This window comes from Flavobacterium chilense (genome assembly GCF_001602525.1).
GTDB classification, from domain to species: Bacteria; Bacteroidota; Bacteroidia; order Flavobacteriales; family Flavobacteriaceae; genus Flavobacterium; species Flavobacterium chilense.
The window spans coordinates 91,806-110,021 of the sequence record NZ_LSYT01000009.1 but is presented as its reverse complement, the minus strand read 5'-3'; the positions used below and the strand labels follow the sequence as shown (position 1 = coordinate 110,021).

The window sequence follows — 18,216 nt, the reverse complement described above, 5'->3', positions numbered from 1 at the left end:
TTTCCTCTTTTATTCTTGATTTTTTTAACCAAAAACTGAGTCGATTTTACGATTTTAACTTTTAAAATCACTCCAAAAGAAGGCTCTCACTTGTTTTCTTAACCTTTTCTTACAAAAGAAAAAGCCCGGAAAATCATTAAAATTTTCCGGGCCTGAATTTATTTTTAGCATGAATTAGAAATCTCTGTCTACATCAAAAGCTTCTAAATATTCTGCTACTCTTTTTACAAAACTTCCTCCTAATGCTCCATCAACAACTCTGTGATCATAAGAGTGCGACAAGAACATTTTTTGACGGATTCCGATAAAATCACCTTCAGGAGTTTCAATAACTGCCGGTACTTTACGAATAGCTCCAAGAGCTAAAATTCCAACTTGGGGCTGATTGATAATTGGCGTTCCAAAAACACTTCCAAAAGTTCCCACATTCGTAACTGTATAAGTTCCGCCTTGTGTATCGTCCGGTTTTAATTTTCCTGCTTTTGCACGGTTTCCTAAATCGTTTACCGCTTTTGCCATTCCAACTAAGTTTAGCTGATCTGCATTTTTAATTACAGGAACAATTAAGTTTCCGTTTGGTAAAGCAGCAGCCATTCCTAAATTTATATTTTTCTTTTTGATGATATAATCACCATCAACTGAGATATTCATTCCAGGGAAATCTTTCAGCGCTTTTGCAACTGCTTCCATCATAATTGGCGTAAAAGTCAGCTTCTCTCCTTCTCTTTTTTCAAAAGCGGTTTTAACTTTATCCCTCCATTTTACAATGTTGGTTACATCAACTTCTATAAAAGACTGAACGTGGGCTGATGTTTGTACCGAAGCTGTCATATATCCGGAAATCAGTTTACGCATTCTGTCCATTTCGATAATTTCATCACCTCCATTTACAGAAACCGGAACTGCCTGCTGGCTTTTTTGAACCGGAGCTGCCTGAACTACTGGTTCTACCACTTTTGGTGCAGTTACAGCAACTTTTGGAGTTTCAACAACACCTAATTTACGGTTTTCAATATATTTTAAGATATCTTCTTTTGTTACACGACCATCTTTTCCTGAACCTGCAATATTGTCTAATTCGGCAACAGAAACACCTTCTTCTTTGGCAATATTTTTTACTAATGGAGAAAAGAATTTATCTGATCCTGAAAAATCCTGTGGAGCCGCAACAGTTTCTTTAGCGGTTTCGATTGTTTTTTCAATTTCAGCAACTTCTGCCGGAGCAGCAACTTCTTCTGTTGCTTTTGCAGCTGGTGCATCACCCTCAGTTTCAATAATTGCAATAGTTTGTCCTACCTGAACCAAATCGTCTTTACCAAACAATTGTTCAACTAAAATTCCTGATACCTCGCTTGGTACTTCACTATCAACTTTATCAGTCGCAATTTCCAGTACAGCTTCATCAGCTTCAATTTTGTCTCCAACTTCTTTCAACCAGTTAGTAATAGTTGCTTCAGCGACACTCTCTCCCATTTTAGGAAGCTTTAATTCAAATCTTGCCATATTGTTAATCTAAAGGATGATTTTGATTTTCTGATTGCGAAATTACTGAATATTTTAAATATAAATTACACTTAATATAATTTTTTACTCAATTTTTATAATTTGCCCCCTGTCATTTCGGGAATTGCTTCCAATAATAAAATTTGTGTTTTTAGGGAAAATCTTAAAAGTAATGTTCTTATCTTTAAGAGTTTCTATGATTTTGATACATTTTTTGAATGAAACATACTGATTATCCAAAATAATCTCAACCTTTTTACCCTTAAAAATCAGGCACGAATTTACCATTTTTTCTTTTTTGAAATCGCAAAAGAGGACTTTATTTTTCAAAATAGAAGGTAATTTTTCAGACATTTTTTTATTTGAAGAGTAAAAAACGACTCTTTCCGGCGATGGTTTTGCCTTTGTTTTTCCCTGAAACATTTTTACAAAAGAGAAAAACCAAATACCGATTTGAATGAAAATTTCAAAAAACCAGGATTTTCTAAAATGCTTTTGATAGAAAAAACTCATCGCTTCCTGAAAACGTTTCATGTACTTTTCATCTTTTACAGTGCTTTCGCCTTTATAATGTAAAACGGTGGTTTCATGAAAATAATAATTTGCTTTTTGTTTCTGTAAAACACGATACGACAAATCGATATCATCAGCATACATAAAACATTTTTCATCAAAACCTTCAATTTCCAGATACAAATCGCGTTGCATGAGCATAAAAGCTCCTACTAAAATTGCTACTTTTCCTGTTTCATTTTGCCTCAGATGCTGGGCATAATATTGATTGAAAAGAGTCCATTTTGGAAAAATCTTGTACAAACCAAAAATCTTTGTAAACGCTACCCAGGGTGTTGGAATTCCGCGTTTACTTTCCGGCAAAAAATCTCCTGTACCGTCAATTAATTTACAGCCAATAATACCTAAATTGATTTGCCTTTCGGCGAAAGCCAAAACTTTTACAAAGGTATCTTCGGCAACAATGGTATCGGGATTTAAAATACAGATATATTTTCCGGTGGCTTGTTCAACTCCAATATTATTTCCTTTTGGAAAACCAAAATTGGTCTTATTCTCAATTAATTTTACGTTAGAGAATTTATTTTTCATCATCAGACAGCTCTCGTCTGACGAATTGTTATCGACAACAATAATTTCGGCATCAAGTGCCAAAATAGCTTCCTGAACACTTAAAACGCATTGTTCCAGAAAGTAACGTACATTATAATTAAGAATAATTACCGATAATTGCATGAAAAATAAAGGAATAGATTTTTGGGAAAGTTAGAAATTTTCGGCCAAACCTAGTCGTAATGACCAATCGTTTTTACTAAGCCCAAAATCGAGGACCAGATTGCTATTGTTTTGCTTGTTCCACTTAATCCTCAAACCGGTTCCAATGGCGGGATTCCATTTCTTAAAATCATAAGTATCTAATTTGGAAACCGAGGAAATATTGGTAAAAAAAACAGCGCCAATAAAACCATTTTTGGTAATATCAGTGCGATACTCCGTTTCAAAATAAATTAAAGCATTGCTTCTAAATCTGTTTCTGGTAAAACCGCGTCCTGTTCTGCCTTCGCGATCCCAGCCAATACTTGGTAAATCAAGATAATGAGGTTTTCCGCCAAAAGTAGACCAATAAAATGCTCTGGAAGCCAAAACTCTGTGTTTGTATTTACTAATGGAAAAGTATTTTCGGGCATCAAAATAAATCGACTTCCATTTATCACCATTTACACCACTGGTATTGATTCTGTAATCTGCTTCTATATATAAGCCCTGAGTGGGATTTACATTATTTTTTCTGGAATCATATAATCCCTGAATCGCGACTCCTAAAGAGTTTTCATCTGAAAAATCCCCATTCATGTATTTCGAATAATCAGTTTCATCGTCTATATATGATTCCTCCGAAATGTTTTGATAACTATCATACAACAATCCTAATCCCAGCCGAAAATCTCCAATTACTCTACGGGTTGCAAATTGATAGAAACGCCATTGCTGATAATCCAGCGTTGACATTTTTTGATCTGTATTATGTCCGCCTAAACCATAAGTAGGCTGTGGATATATCATATAACGATAATCTCCGATAAAATTCCAATTGTTATCTTTTGTATAAATATAGGTTTGAACAGGAAAAACGTATTGTTTGGTAAAACTAAAATAAGGCGAAAAAGAAACCTGTGACATTTTTGTGGTATTACTGTCTCCTAGATAAAAGGTTGTTAAAAAAGAAACCACTAATCCTGCATTTTTATTGGCATCTATTGGTACGGGAAGTAAGGAAAAAGCAATCTTTTTATCAGGATTTAATCTAACGGAATCATTTTTATGAAAAAGTTTATACAAAACATCTAAAATGTCTTTTTCTTTATTTACAACTGAGTCATTTTGTGCATAACAAAATGGCACTAAAAAAAAGAAAAACAAAACAATTATAGATTTTAGTCTTTTCATACCGTAAAGTTTTCAGGAACAATATCTTACAAATTTAAAATAAATTCACAATGAACGTTAGTTTTAGAAATAATAAAATGATGAAACTTATAACTGATTACAAAAAAGTATATTTTTGATTTGGAATAAAATTTCATTTTCATGAAGAATAAATCATTAATTCAAACTTCTTTTTTACTGTTATTATTTACGATTGGCATTTTTCTATTGGGTTTTACCCCGATTGACAAAGGCTTAAATTCAGGCAAAAATCTGGTCAAAAGCTCAACCTGGTATATTGCCGGTCCGACTATAGAGAATCAGGAAACTATTAATCAGGTTCGTCAGGAAAAGGGAATTATTAAAGTGACCGCAAAAGAGAATCCTGTTGGAGAAATTGAACTGAATGTTTTAATTACTGATTCTAATTCGAATGATGGCGCACCAACAAACTTATCGAATAGTTCTAAATTCGTAAGTATTACTTATAAATCATCGCATTTAATAAAATTACAAGCCCGTGAAGGAAATGAAGAAGGAAATGGTTGTGTACACGGAGGTTCACATCCAAGAGTAGATTTAGCCCCTTCGCCCAAAAAGTTTAGTACGATTAAAATTCTGTGGTCTGATTTTAAACAGGACGGATTACCAGATGGTAAACTTTTAAACATTCATAATCTTTGCAAATTCAATTTTGTGAATTACAATCCTGTTTCGGGAGCCTTTTTAGAAATAAAATCAGTTATTATTCCATCATAAAAATATGAACACAAGACTTTTGTTTTTACTTTTCGTTACTGTATTATTTACAAATTTCGGCTACAGCCAAAAAAAATCTACAACGCCAAAAACAGATATTAATGGGGTTTGGGAAGATATAAATCCCGGAGTTCAAAATGCGGTTGCTATTATATCGGAACAAAACGGAAAAGTTATTTTCTCGCATTATCTGGAATGGAAAGGACAAAAGTTTGTAGAAAGCGGTTCTGGAAAAAGAACTGGAAATACCATTGTTTATACCGTAAAGGTGACTTTACCCATTGAAGGCTGGGCAACTGCAGGAACACATACTCTAACATTATCTGAAGACGGCAATAAACTGGAAGGAACTTTTACAGACAATAAAAAAAGAAACGGACCGATTGCGTTTAAACGTGTGAGATAAAAACTTGTTTCAGGTTGTAATGAGAATATTTAACCGCAAAGTTTTTTGTTGTGGATTGCACTTATTAAAATCCAACTTGAAAAACTTTGCGGACTTTGCGTAGATCTTAGTGCTTTTTGTGGTTAAATTCTCACTACAAATGCAACTGAATCTTATACTTGTTGCATAATTTCATGACAAATAACATAATTGTCGAAAATATCAATGACCAGATAATTCCCGGAACTCCAACTCTGAAATACCCGGGAATAATATGAATATGAAATGCCTTGCAGAAATAATAAATTACACCGGGTAAAATGTAAATTAGTAAAGGATTTGCCGCTGCAGGCATAAAGAAATTACTCCATTTGGTTATTTTTTTCACTTCCATTAACCAATACAAAAAGTAGAATAATACGGTACAGATTGTTGCCGAAAACATGGTCCAGGATGGGGTTCCTTTTATTTTAGAAATTCCGTAATACGGTCTTAATAAATATCCTGCTACAAAAAACAGTATTGCAAAAACAACTACCGGCCAATTGATCTTAGCTGCTACTTTTCGGTCAAAAAACAATAGTGAAATTACTACTCCGGCAGACACTAATGCTGCGTGTGTTAAATGTCCGGCAATAAAATTAAACCACGGTAAATGCTGCAATGGAGCTCCTTCGGTTAGATTGATTGCGTTTGCTGCTACACAAACTACTAAAAAGACAATCATGGCTGCTAATCTTCCGCATACAATCCAATAGTAAACTACTGTAAAGAGGTAAGCCCAACCAATCAGCCCCAGAATTCCCCACCATTTTGGCGTTATTCCAATTTCTCCGGTATCTTCCTGAACATATAAAAAATACAGCGCGACTAATACTAACATTCCGCCATATTGAAGTGTGTATTTTAACCAGACCGGAAAATCTTTGGCATATTTATTCCAGATCGGAATTGGCATTGCATATGCTAAAAGTGCCCAGAAAACAGGTTGAATTATCATTTTTGAAGCGTCATAACCATATTCGGCATTGACCATAAAAACACCTATGATTATTAAAGCCAAAGCTCTTTTTAAAGTATGTGTCCAGATGGTTTTAGCACTATCTCCTTTAATTAATCTGGCATTAAAGGCAAACGGAACTGACATTCCGACAATAAATAAAAAAGCAGGAAAAACTACATCTACAAAGGTCATTGCATCAGCATCAGCAGGCATATGTCTCATCCATTGTGGCACCTCTTTGATACTGGCAAGTTCATTTACAAAAATCATAACAAAAATGGTAATTCCCCGCAAAGCATCAATAGAAATAATTCTTTGATTGTATAAGTTCTCTTTAATTTTCATAAATTTCTATGTTTTCAGCATTTCAAATATAATATAATTCTAAAATGTCAGGTTACATTTATTACATTTTATTTGTGATAATAATGCTGTCTATTTCTTTACTTTTGCCCTCATGTTATCATTTTTACAATCAAAACCGGTTTTAAAAGATCTAATTTCAGAGAATTATATCGACATTCATTCGCATCTGTTACCCGGAATAGATGATGGGGCAAAAAATGGCAATAGTAGTATCAGACTCGGAAAGGCTTTTCAGGATTTTGGCATTTCCCAATTTATTACAACTCCACATATTAACCATTATGTCTGGAATAATTCAGCCGAAACGATTATTGCCAAACATTCCGATACTAAAATTTTACTGGAAGAACATCATATAAAGATCCCTTTTCAGGCTGCTGCCGAATACTTTATTGATGACTGGTTTGAAAATCATTTTAAAAATGAAAAACTTCTGACATTAAAAGACAACTATGTTTTAGTCGAAATATCATATCAAAACCCTCCGCTGTATTTATATAAAACTTTGTTTGAATTACAAGTAGCAGGATACATTCCGGTTTTGGCGCATCCGGAGCGTTATCTATATTATCACAAAGATTTTGACGAATATGAAAAACTAAAAAAAGCGGGCTGTTTATTTCAGCTTAACTTATTAGCTATTGTGGGTTATTATGGCGAAAAAATCGCTAAGATAGCAGATGAACTTCTAAAAAAAGGAATGTATGACTTTACAGGAACAGATGTTCATCACAGCAATCATATTAAAGCTTTTGACCAAAAGATAAAAACAGGCAGTGTTGCTAATCTAAAGGAAGTTATTGCAAACAATCAGTTTTTTAAATTCTAATCGATTTGCTTAATACGCATTTTCTTCGCCTTTGAAAATATTGATGACTGTTCTTATAATAATTTTTATATCTAAAAGTAAACTCCAGTTTTCGATATACCAAATGTCATATTCTACACGGTTTTCCATGTCAATGAGTTCTTTTGTTTCTCCACGGAAACCATTTACTTGTGCCCAGCCTGTAATTCCGGGTTTTGCATATTGACGTACTAAATAATTATCAATCAAATCGCTGTATTCTTTAACAACATTTACCATATGCGGCCTTGGCCCTACAATAGACATATCTCCCCAAAAAACATTTATAAACTGCGGCAACTCATCTATACTTGTTTTGCGAATAAAGGCGCCAAACTTCGTAATACGGCTATCACCTCTTTCTGTAATTTTATGATTGGCCAGATCATTTATATACATACTTCTAAATTTTAGGCAAGTAAATGATCTTTTATCGCGACCGGCTCTTTCCTGTCTGAAAAAAACTGGTCCGGAAGATTCTAATTTAATAATCAGCATTATAATGGGAAACAACCACGGAAATATTAACAAAATAACTAAACCGGAGAAGCAAATATCAAACATCTTTTTCGCAAGTCTGTTTACGGCAAATTCCAAAGGTTCCGGACGAAACATTAGTACCGGGGTATTTTCATAAAAATTCACTTCGACCTTACTTGATTTGGTGTACAACTGAAAATCCGGAATAAACTTAATGCGTATCATGTTTTGCTCACAAATTAGCGTAAGCTCATTAATAATCTCAATATTATCGATATGAAGTGCTACATACATTTCATCTACCTTTTTTTCGGTAATAAACTTTCGGATAGATCCAAAACCTCCTAAAACCGAATCAGGATTAACAATAGAAGCATCTGTTTTTTCATCAAAAAAGCCTAGAAATTTATAGCCAAAAGTCAAATCTTTGGCGAGTATTTTACGTATTTTTTCTCCGGATTGATTTGCTCCTACAATAATAAACGTTTTAAAATTATAGCCTTCGGCTCTTATATATTTTAAAAGTTTCATCGACAAATAGCGGGTAATCATTAATAAGCCAAAGAAAATCAAATAGAATGAAAGCAACCGAAGCCTGGAAATATCAGTATATTTTAAATACACCACAAATACTGAAATTACAGCAGCATGAATTACTAATTTTCGAATGGTTCTGACCAATATGGATTCGATAGGTTCTACCCTGATACTTCGGTTAGAATCATTTTGAAGCAATAACACTATCCAGATTATAATTGCTAATAACGAAACTGTTTTTTCCTCTTTTGACAAGAGCATATCTAAGTTTCCAAATACTACTTGTGCAGATAAGATTGTTGCCAGATTTAACAACAACACATCTACCAGAACAAATAAAAGTTTAAAATAGCGCGAAAAACGGTAATGTGATAGTCTTTGTAAAATTTTCATATTGGGGTTATGCTTAATCTTAAAAATAAAATCTAACTTTTAAATTAGCACTGCAAAGTAGTATTTTAATTATATTTTCCAATACTATTTAGAATCTATTCTTTAAAAGTTTACTTTTATATTATGCAAATTTAATATTGCAGACCATGATTAAAAACACTTTATTCTTTTGCCTGATTGTATTTTCTGCTAATGCCCAGGTTACAGAATGTACAGATCCGCTTTCTAAAAATTATAATCCAAATGCTACGGTAAACAACGGAAGCTGTTTTTATAAAAATGTAAAATTAAAAACTGAATATTCTGTCAAACTAAGTGATTCTATCAAAGAAACTTCAGGATTAATTGCGTTTGATAATTTGTTATGGACACACAATGATGACCATGACCAAACAATTTACGGATTGGATTCATTGGGAAAAATTCGAAAAAAAATCATTTTAGATCAGGCTGTCAATCATGATTGGGAAGAAATCTCGCAAGACAACACTCATTTATATATTGGTGATTTTGGGAATAATTACAGCGGAAACCGAACGAATCTGAATATTCTAAAAATCGAAAAAAAGTCATTTTTGGAAGGAAAACCTGTTATCGAAACAATTTCTTTTCGCTATGCAGATCAAACTGATTTTTCTGCTCAAAAACCAAACAGCACTAACTTTGATTGCGAAGCTTTTATAGTTTTAAAAGACAGTATTTATTTGTTTACCAAACAATGGAAATCATCTAAAACGAGTATTTATGTTTTGCCTAATCTGGCCGGAAATCATGTTGCACAATTGAAAAACACACTTGATGTAAAAGGTCTGGTTACAGGAGCAACTTATGTCGAATCTAAAAAACGAATCGTTTTATGCGGTTATTCTAAAATAGGGAAACCTTTTTTGTATCTTTTATATGATTACCAAAATGCTGATTTTTTATCGGGAAACAAACGAAGAATAAACATTAAGCTTCCTTTTCATCAAATAGAAGGAATCGCCACTTTTGACGGTTTACATTATTATCTGAGCAACGAAGCACTGGTTCGAAAACCCGTTATAAATGTTCCGCAGCAGATTCATCGTTTTGATTTAAGTTTTTTATTGAATTCGCATATTCATCAATAAACTGAAATCGTATAAATAAAATAATTACTATGTGTTTTCACGAGTTTTAACCAAACAGCCAAATCCCGTGAAAACACATAGAATGCTTTTGGGTTATGGCAATTTAGATAGTAGTAAATTAAAATTACCAATTACCAGATCAGGTTCATCATTCATAATATAATGCCCCGATTTTGTTGTTGTAATGTGTGTAAAATCAGTAACTCCGTCTTTTAACAATTCATGTGCTTTAAACCATTTTTGTTTGTCTGATTCAGAAGTAGATGCATCGACTTTTAAGCTCGAAATTACAATTACAGGAATATTTGGCAAATGCGGAAGTGTTGCCATATACTGAGAATCTTCTATTAATTCTCTGGCTTCGCGTGCTGCACCAGAATCTGCTCCATAATTGGTCTTACAAGCATTATAAAGCATATCCTCCTCATCTTGTGAAAGTTGATTATAGTATTCGTGCGATGGATCTATAAATAATAATCCGGCAACTTTAGAAGGATTTTTAACGGCATAATCTCTAATAATCATTCCGCCAAGCGAATGTCCGATAAGAATAACTTTTCTTCCGTTTGAAAAATTATTAATCACAGTTTCCAGTTCACTTCTTAATTGATTTATGTTTCTTGGTTTTGAATCTTTTTCAGAATTTCCGTAACCGGCTCTGTCATATGTCAGGACATCTAACTTGGCGTTTAGTTTTATTGGTATTTTTTTTTCGTCCCAAACAGCATGTCCGTCTCCGAGTCCGGATTCAAAAACTACCAAATATTTTGAGTTGTGAATAATAGAATAGGCTGCCAATTTATGAGTTCCAACATCTACTTTTGTTTCTTTTAAAGTTTCAGTATTCTTATCACTGTCTTTATCGCAGGAAACGAATGTAAAGAATAAGCTTAGACCAATTTTTGCAATAATGTTTTTTGCTGATTTCATTTCTTATAAGATTAAAATTTTCAGCAAAAATCCCTTAAAAACAAAGGCTGGTCGTTCGGATTTATAAAGTAGAACCTATTTGTTTCTTATATTCTGACGGAGTTTGTCCGGTCACTTTTTTAAATGTAGTATTAAAAACCGTTTTTGAATTAAAGCCTACAGAAAATCCAATTCCCAATAAACTTAATCGATTCGTTTCAAGATCAGCCATTAGTTTTTTGGCTTCTTCAATACGGTATCGATTTATAAACTGATAAAAATTTTCATCAAATCCATTGTTGATTACATACGAAAGTATATGGGTAGAAATTTTCATCGAAGCTGCCAGTTTTACCAAACTTAAATCAAAGTCTAAAAAAGGTTTTTCGATTTCCATTAATTGCAATAAATTGCTTTTTTGTTCCTGTAACTCCTCATCTGTAAGCAATTCTTTTCGCTTTCCTTTCGGCAAAGTGGTTTCAACAATAATAGTTTCTATTTCTTCTTTCTCTTTTAAACTATAAGGAAAAATTTCTTTTTGTTTTTGCCAATAATACGTAATATAGAGAATACTTAAAAAGTAAATTAAACTGGTCAGAATATCAAAAGTTTTGTTTCCTTCGGATATTTGAAATACAATATCAAAAATCCAAAAAATCGTGATAAAAATAACACCGACAATAATATTTTTTAGCCATTTTAAATCCAGATTTTCAGAAGTAGAATTTAAAAGACGAATTGTTTTCTCATGCTTAATAATCTTTTTATAAGCCAGAAAACAATAAATAAAAACGTATAAGCTGAAAATAAAATTAAATATTGCTATCGTCTTTTGTACAATTTCAGGACTTATATCTTCAGGTTTAGTGTTATCATCTATTGCCCAGGACATAACAAGAAGAATAAAGACTAAGAAAGCAAAACTAAAATGCAGGTAATCAATTGCTTTCCATTTTCGAACAGGCTCAATATAATAGCAGACACTTAAATAAAATACCGGAGCAACAATAAAACTGGAGATGTTTATTAATTCATTCAAAATATCAGTTTCGCTTAATATTTTGCTGTCTATAATAACATTTTCGAGTAAGATCAAAAAAATGCAAAATATAAAACATCCAAACCAGCGATTGGCTTTTATATTAACCTTATTTTGGTTTACAAAAATTATAAATGTCAGTAAAAATGCTGCACCGCAAATTATCGCATTGAATATCGAATACATAAAACAATTTTGATCACAAATCTAAATAATTAAGTTTGTCTTATTCTGTAGAAAATGCATCTAAATTATTTTTAGCTCCCATTATTAGAAGCCATAAACAGGTTCCGATCTCGCCAAAAGTTGCCGGAAGCCTTATATAAGAAGATATTCCAAGTTTAGGATAATTAGTAAACAATGTATCTCCAAAAAAATCTATTAAATAACTTAAACAGCCAAGCATTAATAATATTCCTAAAAATTTTGGAATTATTCCTGACTTAAAAATTAAATATCCTAACGGAAAAAGCCAAAGCCCCCAAAATATCTGAACAACTAAATTTCCATAATCATATTGATTGAGATAAAACATTACAAGATCTTTATCTTGTCCTTCAGAACTAATTACAGAAAGTACTGCAAATTTATTCTGCATGTTTGCAAAAGAAATCGGAACACTTACAATTGCTAAAATTACCATATACAGAGCGTATGTTTTATGAACGGGTTTCAATAGTTTATACAAAACCAAAGGCAGAAACAAAAAGAAAATATAACAGATTAAACCACTTACAACACCAAGTCTAAAAAGCAACTCAGAGTTTGTAATATTGACAAAAGTTGCAGAAGCGTTGTTCCAGACTATTAATTTTGAAGGAACATATCCTAAACTAAAAATTCCGGTTATTACGACTACTAAATATAGCAACCCGGCAATTCTTCCTGTATTTCTAAACGATAATTTTGATTCTTGATCCATCTTTCTTATATCTTTTTAAAATTTAAATTTGTTTTGGCCATTTAAGTGCAGTCCAAAATATTACTGATGTAAGAATACTTTCTAATAATGCAAAAAATACATAAAAACTCCACCAGGGTGCAATTGAAGTAAATGCAATTAATAACATGATTGCGGTATAAAAAATTCCAAAAACAATATTCAGTACTCTGTTTATGTTTGGTTTTAAAACAACAGATGCAAAAATCATTAAAGCCGGAACTGCCATTAAGATTGCGGCAAGAAATAATTTCACAGGAGAATCAAGCAATGTTTCGCCAGTTATAAAATCTTCTACTTTTTTAGGAACATACAGAGAAAAGTAATCTCCATAAACATAGCAAAACATGACAGAAGTCCATAATGCGGCAAGTTTAATTTTAGTATTTATTTTAAAATCTTCTAATTTATTAGTATTATTTTCTTCCATACTCTTAATTTAATGATTAATTACCAAACTATTTTACAATTTGATAAGTCGACACCTTTCTTAAAATGTTACATCACAATCGGGTTTTAATTTACATCCTTACTGATCTTTCAATTCAAAATAAATCAGGAATATTACCACTTAAAAAGTCGTTTTTTTTCTCTGATTCAAAAAGCTATCTTTGCGCAATCTTTTTTTAGAATCTTAATTAATAAAAGCTGATTTTCAGCTAGAAATATCTTCATGAATTACTTATCTGTAGAAAATATATCAAAGTCATTTGGCGAAAGAGTCCTTTTTGACAATATCTCTTTTGGAATCAACAAAGACCAAAAAATCGCTTTTATTGCCAAAAATGGTTCCGGAAAAACCACCATTATGAGCATTATCAATGGCTTAGACGAGCCTGATACCGGACAAGTGGTTTTGAGAAAAGGAATCAGAATGGCGTTTCTTTCACAGGACAATAATTTGCAGGATGAGCTTACAATTGAAGAAAGTATTTTTGCTTCAGACAATGAAACCTTAAAGGTAATTGAAGCTTACGAAAAAGCGCTTGAAAACCCAAATGACGAAGAAGCGTATCAAAAAGCTTTCGACGCAATGGATCAGCATAATGCCTGGGATTTTGAAACGCAATACAAACAGATTTTATTTAAATTAAAACTGGAAGATTTTAAACTTAAAGTAAAAAATCTTTCGGGAGGACAAAAAAAACGTCTTTCTCTGGCTATCATCTTAATTAATCGCCCTGATTTATTGATCCTGGATGAGCCAACCAACCATTTAGATCTTGAAATGATCGAATGGCTTGAAAGTTATTTTACCAAAGAAAATATTACCTTGTTTATGGTAACACACGACCGTTTCTTTCTGGAGCGTGTTTGTAATGAAATTATCGAACTGGACAATGGTAAACTGTACCAATACAAAGGTAATTACTCGTATTATTTAGAGAAAAAAGAAGAACGAATTGCTTCTGAAAACTCCAGTATTGATAAAGCAAAAAATCTATTTGTAAAAGAATTAGAATGGATGCGCCGTCAGCCAAAAGCGAGAACAACCAAATCTAAATCCCGTCAGGATGATTTCTATCTAATTAAAGAAAAAGCCCAAAGCCGACGTAAAGAAAACAAGGTCGAACTTGAAATTAATATGGAAAGAATGGGAAGCAAAATTATTGAGCTTCATAAACTTTCTAAAAAATTTAAGGAAAAGGTTATTCTGGATAATTTCAGTTTTGATTTTCAGCGTGGCGAAAGAATTGGAATTATTGGTAAAAACGGAACCGGAAAATCTACTTTTTTAAATTTACTTACCGGAACAATTCCGCCGGACAGCGGCCGTGTTGTAAAAGGTGATACAATTAAAATTGGTTATTATACGCAAAGCGGAATCAACCCGAAACCAAATCAGCGTGTAATTGATATTATTAAAGAATACGGTGAATACATTCCGCTTACAAAAGGAAAAATTATTTCGGCTTCGCAATTGTTAGAGCGTTTTCTTTTTGATGCTAAAAAACAATACGATTATGTAGAAAAATTAAGCGGAGGAGAATTAAAACGTTTGTATTTATGTACCGTTTTAATTCAGAACCCAAACTTTTTAATTCTCGATGAGCCAACAAACGATTTAGATATTGTAACGTTAAATGTACTTGAAAGTTTTCTTTTAGATTATCCGGGATGTTTATTAGTTGTTTCGCACGACCGTTATTTCATGGATAAAATTGTCGATCACTTATTTGTTTTCAGAGGACAGGGCGAAATCGAAAATTTCCCTGGAAACTATTCTGATTTCAGAGCTTATGAGGACAGTGCAGATGTGGCTCAAAAAGAAGAAAATAAAGCGGAGAAAAAAGACTGGAAACAAAACAATCCAACCGGAAACTTAACTTTTAACGAACAAAAAGAATATCAGAAAATCGAAAGAGAAATCAAAGATTTAGAAATTGAGAAAACTAAAATCGAACAATTATTTTCTGATGGAAAAGTAGCAGATGCTGATATTGAGAAAAAAGCAAATGAACTGCAAAATATCATTAATAAAATAAATCAAAAGGAAGAACGCTGGTTTGAACTATCTGCTAAAATTGAAGGATAATTTTTCGTTCCGTTTTTAAACTTTTGAAACTAAAATCATATTTTTATATTTACAATCTCAAAAAACAAATACCACATGAAATACCTTTTATCAGCATTATTAGTATTTACTTTATTTACATCTTGTGTAAGTAATGAAAAAGAAGAGGAACAACCTGTAGAAGTTGATTATACTGCCCAAAACGAAAAAGAAATCACTGATTATATTGCAAAAAATAATTTAACTGCTCAAAAAACCAATTCCGGACTCTATTATGTTATTAATGAACCTGGTAGCGGAGCGCAGCCAACAGCAGCTTCAAATGTAACTGTTGCTTACAAAGGTTATTTTACAAGTGGAAAAGTTTTTGACCAAAGTAGTGCCCAGGGAATTGCTTTTGGATTAAATCAGGTAATTAAAGGCTGGACAGAAGGAATTCCTTATTTTAAAACAGGCGGAAGTGGAATTTTATTAATTCCGGCACATTTAGGATACGGAAGTTATACTTACAGTAGTATTCCGGCAGGTTCAGTACTTATTTTTGATGTTAAGCTAATATCGGTAAACAAATAATTATAAAAGCTAAAACAGTTTTAAAACTAGTTTATTGGCTAAAACAAAAAATGCTATTTCAAATACAATCCTATTTAAAATTTCTTTGGAACTCCAAAAACGAACATGGTGTACATTCTCCGTTTGTTTTTAATCTGTTGACAAAGTGTTTTTATGATAAAAAATCAAAACCGGAATATTCGATTTTAAAGAACTACAGAAAATCACTTATTGAAAATAACGATTTTATCGAAGTAATCGATTTTGGTGCCGGTTCGAAAGTTTTTAAATCAAACAAAAGACAAATCTCGAAGATTGCAAAAACAGCCGGAATTTCTCCAAAACGTGCTGAACTGTTGTTTAGAGTGACTCATTATTTTAAACCTGATTGTATTTTAGAAATAGGAACTTCTTTAGGTCTGGCTACTTCTGCCATGGCATTAGGCAATACAAATGCCAAAGTAATTACGCTCGAAGGTTGCCCAAACACAGGAAATCAATGTCAATTAGAATTGCAAAAATTCAATTTAAACAACGTTGAAAGTGTAATCTCAGAGTTTGAATCTTTTTTAGTTTCTGAAAACCTGCAATCTGCAACTTACAATTTAATATACTTTGATGGTAATCATTCTAAAAAAGCAACTTTAGCTTATTTTGAACTTTTATTACCAACAATCAACAACGATTCTGTCTGGATTTTTGATGATATTCATTGGTCACCAGAAATGGAAGAAGCCTGGGAAATCATAAAAAAACATCCAAAAGTAAAAGTCACTATCGATACTTTTCAATGGGGATTCGTGTTTTTTAGATACGAGCAGGAAAAAGAACACTTTGTAATTAGAGCATAAAATTACTGACCTTCTCTTTATATTTAAGCAAACGGATTAAGGCAAACCATACTAAATTTAGATATAATATCTGACAAAAAAAGATGTTTTATAAGATGTTTTTTTATCTTTGAAATTCAAACTTTTTAATACAGATAACTTTATCTTTGAACTTTCAGAAAAAAGACACTCATTATGGAACAGAAAATTCATCAGGGAAGAAACGTAAAACGCTTCAGAGAAATGCTTGGCATCAAACAGGAAGCACTTGCTTATGATTTGGGAGAAGACTGGAACCAGAAGAAAATTTCTATACTGGAACAGAAAGAGATAATTGAAGATAATCTCCTTAAACAAATCTCCAGTTCTTTGAGAATTCCTGTTGAAGCTTTTAAAAATTTTGATGAAGATAATGCAGTAAATGTGATTGCAAATACTTTTGGAGATAATGCCTGCGTTGGAAATCCTAATTCTACATTCAACTTCAATCCTATCGAAGAAATAAAAAAACTTCATGAAGAAAAAATTGCTTTATTTGAGCGTATGCTGAAAGAAAAAGATGAAATGATGACGAGACTTGAACAATTGATTAGCAAATAATTTTAGGGTCTACGAGAAAAATCCTTGTGCCAGCCCGGCATTTATGCTTTTTAAATACGAGCAGGAAAAAGAACACTTTGTTTTTCGGGTTTGGTATAAAAAACATAAAATCCTATTTTTATTACATTTGTTACTATTTCAAATTTTATGAATGCAATAAAAATCAATACGCCTTTACACTATCAAATAGCAGTAACTGAATTCATTTCAGACATTCCAAATGCTAATTGTGTTATTATTGCTTCTGCGACCGGAGTAAAAAAAAGTTACTACAATCATTTTGCAAAGTTTCTTTGTAGTCAGCACTACTCTGTTTTCACGTTTGATTACAGCGGAATTGGCGAATCGCAATCCGGACCACTTTCTAAACTGAATACAACAGCCTCAAATTGGGCAGAAAACGATTTTGAATCCGTCGTTAAATATGTTAAAGGTAAAAATACAAACAGCAAATTATTCATCATTACCCACAGCATTGGCGGTCAGCTTATTGGTTTAGTTCCTTCTAATGATCTATTTGATGGTATTATTATGGTTGTTTCACAATCCGGCAGCTGGGTGCACTGGAAAGGAATTGCAAGAATAAAAATGCAGCTTTTGTGGTATGTAATCATACCTGTTTTTACGAGGATCTTCAACTATTTACCTTCCAGTCATTTAACCCGAATGGAAGACTTACCAAAAGGAATGGCATTAGAATGGGCAAATTGGTGTAAAAAAGCCAACTATCATTTTGATGTCATTAAAAACACACAAGAGCGTTATAACAAAATAAAATGCAAAATTGTTTCTTACAGTATTGATCATGATTTTTATGCTACAGTATCAGCGGTAGACTGGATTGCATCAAAATTTAAAAACGCTCAGGTAACCCGGGTACATTTAAAAGCAAATGATTTTGGTGTTCAGGATATTGGCCATTTTGGCTTTTTCAAAACCAGATTTCAGGATACGATCTGGAAGCTCTTTTTACAGAATTTAAAAAACTTTGAAGAGTAATTTATACA

18 protein-coding genes are annotated in these 18,216 nt (G+C 32.4%); 9 read left to right on the top strand and 9 right to left on the bottom strand.

The window, feature by feature from the left end; translation table 11 throughout:
• Window positions 1–174: 174 nt before the first annotated feature.
• The 3 genes from A4F88_RS19755 to A4F88_RS19745 form a co-directional block, all read right to left on the bottom strand.
• Window positions 175–1,503 carry a dihydrolipoamide acetyltransferase family protein gene (locus A4F88_RS19755; protein WP_068844492.1) on the bottom strand — a complete coding sequence of 443 codons (1,329 nt, stop codon included), beginning with the start codon at window positions 1,501–1,503 and terminating at the stop codon, window positions 175–177.
• An 84-nt stretch (window positions 1,504–1,587) separates the two neighbouring features.
• Entirely contained in the window at window positions 1,588–2,751 is a 1,164-nt protein-coding gene (locus tag A4F88_RS19750; protein ID WP_068844491.1) for a glycosyltransferase family 2 protein, read from the bottom strand.
• 30 nt (window positions 2,752–2,781) lie between these two features.
• Entirely contained in the window at window positions 2,782–3,963 is a 1,182-nt protein-coding gene (locus A4F88_RS19745; RefSeq protein WP_068844490.1) for a BamA/TamA family outer membrane protein, read from the bottom strand.
• Window positions 3,964–4,104: 141 nt separating this feature from the next.
• On the opposite strand from A4F88_RS19745, the gene A4F88_RS19740 reads away from it, so the two are divergent.
• Window positions 4,105–4,701 carry a hypothetical protein gene (locus A4F88_RS19740; protein WP_068844489.1) on the top strand — a complete coding sequence of 199 codons (597 nt, stop codon included), beginning with the start codon at window positions 4,105–4,107 and terminating at the stop codon, window positions 4,699–4,701.
• Between the two features lie 4 nt (window positions 4,702–4,705).
• Window positions 4,706–5,107 carry a hypothetical protein gene (locus tag A4F88_RS19735; RefSeq protein WP_068844488.1) on the top strand — a complete coding sequence of 134 codons (402 nt, stop codon included), beginning with the start codon at window positions 4,706–4,708 and terminating at the stop codon, window positions 5,105–5,107.
• Window positions 5,108–5,240: 133 nt separating this feature from the next.
• On the opposite strand, the gene A4F88_RS19730 is transcribed toward A4F88_RS19735, so the two are convergent.
• Window positions 5,241–6,434, bottom strand: a complete 1,194-nt coding sequence (locus A4F88_RS19730) for a DUF5009 domain-containing protein (protein WP_068844487.1) — start codon at window positions 6,432–6,434, stop codon at window positions 5,241–5,243.
• 112 nt (window positions 6,435–6,546) lie between these two features.
• Here A4F88_RS19730 and A4F88_RS19725 point away from each other — a divergent pair, with 112 nt between their 5' ends.
• Window positions 6,547–7,284, top strand: coding sequence for a tyrosine-protein phosphatase (locus A4F88_RS19725; RefSeq protein WP_068844486.1), 738 nt, complete (start codon window positions 6,547–6,549; stop codon window positions 7,282–7,284).
• A 9-nt stretch (window positions 7,285–7,293) separates the two neighbouring features.
• On the opposite strand, the gene A4F88_RS19720 is transcribed toward A4F88_RS19725, so the two are convergent.
• Window positions 7,294–8,712, bottom strand: coding sequence for an undecaprenyl-phosphate glucose phosphotransferase (locus A4F88_RS19720; RefSeq protein ID WP_068844485.1), 1,419 nt, complete (start codon window positions 8,710–8,712; stop codon window positions 7,294–7,296).
• A 146-nt stretch (window positions 8,713–8,858) separates the two neighbouring features.
• Between A4F88_RS19720 and A4F88_RS19715 the strand changes: the two genes are divergently transcribed.
• Window positions 8,859–9,824: a hypothetical protein gene (locus A4F88_RS19715; protein WP_068844484.1), complete on the top strand. Its 966-nt coding sequence runs from the start codon at window positions 8,859–8,861 to the stop codon at window positions 9,822–9,824.
• A gap of 93 nt (window positions 9,825–9,917) precedes the next feature.
• Here A4F88_RS19715 and A4F88_RS19710 read toward each other — a convergent pair whose 3' ends face one another.
• From A4F88_RS19710 to A4F88_RS19695, 4 genes are all read right to left on the bottom strand, one after another.
• On the bottom strand, window positions 9,918–10,754 hold the full coding sequence (locus A4F88_RS19710) for an alpha/beta fold hydrolase (RefSeq protein WP_068844483.1): 837 nt from the start codon (window positions 10,752–10,754) through the stop codon (window positions 9,918–9,920).
• Window positions 10,755–10,815: 61 nt separating this feature from the next.
• On the bottom strand, window positions 10,816–11,958 hold the full coding sequence (locus tag A4F88_RS19705) for a helix-turn-helix domain-containing protein (protein ID WP_068844482.1): 1,143 nt from the start codon (window positions 11,956–11,958) through the stop codon (window positions 10,816–10,818).
• 40 nt (window positions 11,959–11,998) lie between these two features.
• Window positions 11,999–12,694 (bottom strand): DUF4386 domain-containing protein, encoded by a 696-nt coding sequence (locus A4F88_RS19700; RefSeq protein ID WP_068844481.1) that lies wholly within the window; start codon window positions 12,692–12,694, stop codon window positions 11,999–12,001.
• 22 nt (window positions 12,695–12,716) lie between these two features.
• Entirely contained in the window at window positions 12,717–13,142 is a 426-nt protein-coding gene (locus tag A4F88_RS19695) for a DUF6326 family protein (RefSeq protein ID WP_068844480.1), read from the bottom strand.
• A gap of 243 nt (window positions 13,143–13,385) precedes the next feature.
• Between A4F88_RS19695 and A4F88_RS19690 the strand changes: the two genes are divergently transcribed.
• The 5 genes from A4F88_RS19690 to A4F88_RS19670 all read left to right on the top strand — a co-directional run bounded on the left by A4F88_RS19690 (window position 13,386) and on the right by A4F88_RS19670 (window position 18,208).
• Entirely contained in the window at window positions 13,386–15,248 is a 1,863-nt protein-coding gene (locus A4F88_RS19690) for an ABC-F family ATP-binding cassette domain-containing protein (protein ID WP_068844479.1), read from the top strand.
• Between the two features lie 75 nt (window positions 15,249–15,323).
• Window positions 15,324–15,800, top strand: coding sequence for an FKBP-type peptidyl-prolyl cis-trans isomerase (locus tag A4F88_RS19685; RefSeq protein WP_068844478.1), 477 nt, complete (start codon window positions 15,324–15,326; stop codon window positions 15,798–15,800).
• 50 nt (window positions 15,801–15,850) lie between these two features.
• A complete protein-coding gene (locus A4F88_RS19680) occupies window positions 15,851–16,630 on the top strand; it encodes an O-methyltransferase (protein ID WP_068844477.1) in 780 nt (259 codons plus the stop codon).
• Between the two features lie 174 nt (window positions 16,631–16,804).
• Window positions 16,805–17,209 carry a helix-turn-helix domain-containing protein gene (locus tag A4F88_RS19675; protein WP_068844476.1) on the top strand — a complete coding sequence of 135 codons (405 nt, stop codon included), beginning with the start codon at window positions 16,805–16,807 and terminating at the stop codon, window positions 17,207–17,209.
• 147 nt (window positions 17,210–17,356) lie between these two features.
• The gene (locus tag A4F88_RS19670; RefSeq protein ID WP_082815819.1) at window positions 17,357–18,208 is read left to right on the top strand and encodes an alpha/beta hydrolase family protein; all 852 of its coding nucleotides are present in this window, start codon (window positions 17,357–17,359) and stop codon (window positions 18,206–18,208) included.
• Window positions 18,209–18,216 lie beyond the last annotated feature (8 nt).

What these genes read in the sequence shown, in the direction of transcription:
- A4F88_RS19670 (WP_082815819.1), top strand. Translation starts at nt 17,357, where the DNA reads ATGAATGCAATAAAAATCAATACGCCTTTACACTATCAAATAGCAGTA.
- A4F88_RS19690 (WP_068844479.1), top strand. Translation starts at nt 13,386, where the DNA reads ATGAATTACTTATCTGTAGAAAATATATCAAAGTCATTTGGCGAAAGA.
- A4F88_RS19710 (WP_068844483.1), bottom strand. Translation starts at nt 10,754, where the DNA reads ATGAAATCAGCAAAAAACATTATTGCAAAAATTGGTCTAAGCTTATTC.
- A4F88_RS19725 (WP_068844486.1), top strand. Translation starts at nt 6,547, where the DNA reads ATGTTATCATTTTTACAATCAAAACCGGTTTTAAAAGATCTAATTTCA.
- A4F88_RS19680 (WP_068844477.1), top strand. Translation starts at nt 15,851, where the DNA reads ATGCTATTTCAAATACAATCCTATTTAAAATTTCTTTGGAACTCCAAA.
- A4F88_RS19695 (WP_068844480.1), bottom strand. Translation starts at nt 13,142, where the DNA reads ATGGAAGAAAATAATACTAATAAATTAGAAGATTTTAAAATAAATACT.
- A4F88_RS19750 (WP_068844491.1), bottom strand. Translation starts at nt 2,751, where the DNA reads ATGCAATTATCGGTAATTATTCTTAATTATAATGTACGTTACTTTCTG.
- A4F88_RS19720 (WP_068844485.1), bottom strand. Translation starts at nt 8,712, where the DNA reads ATGAAAATTTTACAAAGACTATCACATTACCGTTTTTCGCGCTATTTT.
- A4F88_RS19705 (WP_068844482.1), bottom strand. Translation starts at nt 11,958, where the DNA reads ATGTATTCGATATTCAATGCGATAATTTGCGGTGCAGCATTTTTACTG.
- A4F88_RS19740 (WP_068844489.1), top strand. Translation starts at nt 4,105, where the DNA reads ATGAAGAATAAATCATTAATTCAAACTTCTTTTTTACTGTTATTATTT.
- A4F88_RS19730 (WP_068844487.1), bottom strand. Translation starts at nt 6,434, where the DNA reads ATGAAAATTAAAGAGAACTTATACAATCAAAGAATTATTTCTATTGAT.
- A4F88_RS19745 (WP_068844490.1), bottom strand. Translation starts at nt 3,963, where the DNA reads ATGAAAAGACTAAAATCTATAATTGTTTTGTTTTTCTTTTTTTTAGTG.
- A4F88_RS19715 (WP_068844484.1), top strand. Translation starts at nt 8,859, where the DNA reads ATGATTAAAAACACTTTATTCTTTTGCCTGATTGTATTTTCTGCTAAT.
- A4F88_RS19675 (WP_068844476.1), top strand. Translation starts at nt 16,805, where the DNA reads ATGGAACAGAAAATTCATCAGGGAAGAAACGTAAAACGCTTCAGAGAA.
- A4F88_RS19685 (WP_068844478.1), top strand. Translation starts at nt 15,324, where the DNA reads ATGAAATACCTTTTATCAGCATTATTAGTATTTACTTTATTTACATCT.
- A4F88_RS19700 (WP_068844481.1), bottom strand. Translation starts at nt 12,694, where the DNA reads ATGGATCAAGAATCAAAATTATCGTTTAGAAATACAGGAAGAATTGCC.
- A4F88_RS19735 (WP_068844488.1), top strand. Translation starts at nt 4,706, where the DNA reads ATGAACACAAGACTTTTGTTTTTACTTTTCGTTACTGTATTATTTACA.
- A4F88_RS19755 (WP_068844492.1), bottom strand. Translation starts at nt 1,503, where the DNA reads ATGGCAAGATTTGAATTAAAGCTTCCTAAAATGGGAGAGAGTGTCGCT.